2 protein-coding genes are annotated in these 3,056 nt (G+C 67.6%); both read right to left on the bottom strand.

The genetic code is table 11. From position 1 onward, the window contains the following. Positions 1-1,404, bottom strand: a 1,404-nt coding sequence (locus tag IEZ15_RS43575) for a condensation domain-containing protein (RefSeq protein WP_229846595.1), incomplete at its 3' end; no start/stop codon positions are given. Continuing rightward, a partial coding sequence (locus IEZ15_RS43570) for a condensation domain-containing protein (RefSeq protein WP_229846594.1) occupies positions 1,401-3,056 on the bottom strand: 1,656 nt, incomplete at its 5' end. The genes IEZ15_RS43575 and IEZ15_RS43570, both read right to left, overlap by 4 nt.

Below are 3,056 nucleotides of genomic sequence, written 5' to 3'. Positions count from 1 at the left end.
GTCCTCGACGAGTGAGTGGATGGTCGCCGTGTCGGGGTAAGGGCCGGTGCTCCCGTTCCAGTCGACCAGGATCTCCTGCCGCTCCCGCGCCGTCAGCATGTTCAGTTCGCCGATACGCCCTTCGGGAGCTGCTACGACGGACTCCAGCAGGGTCCGGAGGTGGCCGGCCATCCGCTCGATCGTCGCCGCGTCGAACCGGTTCCGGTCGTACACGAACCGGAACTCCAGGGCACGCCCCGCCGACGCGACCAGCGTGAGCGGATAGCCCGTGCGCTCCACGCAGTTGACGAGGCGCCGGGTCAGCCCCTCGGGGAAGTCCGACGGCTTCTGGACCACCGGGTAGTTCTCGAAGACCAGGATGGACCGGAACAGCGGCTCCCCCCGGGGGATGCTGCTGTTCTTCTGTACATCGACCAGGTGGCAGTACTCCCACTGCCGCATCTCCAACTGCTCGTCCTGAAGATCCCGCAGCCAGTCCGAGACCCCCAGCTCACCCGTGAGCCGGCCTCGCACCGGAAGCGTGTTGATGAACAACCCCATCATCGAGTCCACGCCCGGCAGTGCGATCGAGCGGCCCGAGATGGTCGAGCCGAACAGTACCTCGTCGCGGCGGCTGTACCGGGAGAGCAGGATCGACCACAGCCCCTGCACCAGAGTGTTCATCGTGATCCGCTGGGACCTGGCGTAGTCGCGAGCCTGCGCGAACAGGTCGGGGGAGGCGTGCACCTCGAACTCCCCGACACCTGTGTCCCCGGTGTCCCGGTCCACGTGCAGGTCGGTCGGTTCGGTGATCCCCGCCAGATAGTTCGTCCAGAAGTCCGCCGAGGCATCGCCCCGTTGGGCATTGAGCCACTCGATGTAGCGACGGTACGGCACGGTCGGCGGCAGCGCGGCCGGTGTACCGTCGAGCAGCCTGCGGTAGAGGGCGAACAACTCCTTCTGGAGGATCTGCACGCTCCATCCGTCCAGCAGGATGTGGTGGAACGACCACACGACGAAACGCCGTTCCTCCGCCGTCCGCAGCACAGTCACCCGCACCAGCGGCGCCCGGGAAAGGTCGAAGCCGCGCTCCCAGTCCTCCGCCAGGAAGGCATCCAGCCGCTGTTCCTGGTCGGGCAGGCCGCGCAGGTCCCGCACCGCGAACGGAACGGGGGCCTTGCGCTGCACCACCTGCACGGGTTCCGACACGCCCTCCCACACGAACGCGCTGCGCAGGATCGAGTGCCGGTCGACGAGTTGCTGCCACGCCTGTGCGAACAGCGCGTCGTCGAAGGCCCCTTCGACCTCTTCCGTCATCTGCACCATGTACGGCCGGGTGTCGGACGTGTCCTCCAGTGAGTGGAAGAGCATCCCGAACTGCATGGGCGAGAGCCCGTAGACGTCTTCCACGTTGTGCGTGCTCATATCGAGAACCTCTTCAGGATCGCGGCCATGTCGGTGTCACCGACGTCGGTGAGGGGGATGCCCGGGGTGGTCCGGGAGTCGGCGCGGCCTTCGGCGCTGCCGGCGATCAGCCCGCGCAGGTGGTTGATCATTCCGTCACCCAGTCGCTCGACGGTCTGCCGGTCGTGCAGCGCGGCCGAATAGCCGATGTACACCCCGAACGTGTCGCCCTCGACGGCCGCGGTCACGTCGAGGACGTTCCAGCGCATGCCGTCAGGGCTGATCGAGTGTCCCTTGGGCTCGTTCGCAGGGGCGTACTGCCCGATGCCCGGAAGGTCCCGGGCGAACTGTCCCAGGTAATTGAAGTTGACCTCAGGGACCGGCTGTTCGCCCAGAACGGACGCCACCTCGGGCGCCCCGAGGTAGCGCAGAATGCCGTAGCCGACGCCGTTGTTCGGGATCCGGCCCAACTGCTCCTTGACGGAGTCGAGCGAAGCGAGCGGTTCGGCGCCGGGCGCCAGCCGCAGCGCGACGGGGAACACGGACGTGAACCACCCGACGGTTCGCGACACGTCCACGTCGGGGAAGAGATCCTCGCGGCCGTGCCCCTCCAGACCGATCAGCGTCTCGTCGTCACCGGTCCAGTCTCTCAGCGCGTGGGCGAGAGCGGTGAGGAGCGCGTCGTTGATCCGCGTGTTGAAGGCGCGGGGCACGTCCCGCAGCAGGGCGCGCGTCTCCTCAGGGGTGAGGGCCACAGCGACGGTGGACGCCGAGCCCAGGTCGTTCCGTCCGTCCCGGTCGCGCGGCACCCGCCCGCCGGGCTTCGCCTCCGCCCAGTACGCGAACTCGGCATCTGCCGCGTCCGACGTCGCGAACCCGCGCAGCCGTTCCGCCCAGGCCCGGAAGGATGTCGTCTTCGCGGGGAGACGTGGTGCCCCGCCGACGGCGCGCTGCTCGTAGCAACTCCCCAGGTCCTCCAGGAGGATCCGCCAGGAGACCCCGTCGACCGCCAAGTGGTGTACGGCGATGAGCAACCGCTGCCCCCGCGCCGCTCCCAGCTCCAGCAGGGCGCACCGCATCAGCGGTCCCTTTGCCAGGTCGAGGCCCTGCTGCGTCTCCTCCGCGATACCGAGCGACACCGCGCCGAGGTCGCTGTCGGAGACATCGGACAGGTCATGGACGTCGAGGATTCCGGTGTCCACCGACTCGTCCAGATACTGTCGCCAGCCGTCCTCACCGCTTTCGCACCGCAGACGCAAGGCGTCGTGATGCTCGATCAGGTCAGCGAGCGCCAGCCGGAGAACATCGGGGTCCAAAGCATCGGTGGCCAGCAGCTCGGCCTGGTTGAAGTGGTCGAAGGCCGGCAGTTCCTTCTCGAAGAACCAGTGCTGGATCGGCGTCAGAGGCACGTCACCCACCACGCGGCCCTGCTCCGCGTCGACCGGAGTGGTCGCGCCGGCGTGGACCGCGATCTCGGCGATGGTCTGATGCTTGAAGATCAGGCGAGGGGTGAGGTGCAGGCCGAACTTCTTCGCCCTGGCGATCATCTGGATACTGATGATCGAGTCGCCGCCGAGCTCGAAGAAGTTGTCGTGGATGCCGATGGTCTCGATACCGAGGATGTCGCCCCACACCGAAGCGAGGGTGCGTTCGGTGTTGGTGCGGGGGGTGGT

Origin of the sequence: Streptomyces atratus (assembly GCF_014648655.1) — a bacterium.
Classification (GTDB): domain Bacteria; phylum Actinomycetota; class Actinomycetes; order Streptomycetales; family Streptomycetaceae; genus Streptomyces; species Streptomyces atratus.
Note: the sequence above shows the minus strand (reverse complement) of the source record. Positions and strands in the feature narration are given on the sequence as shown.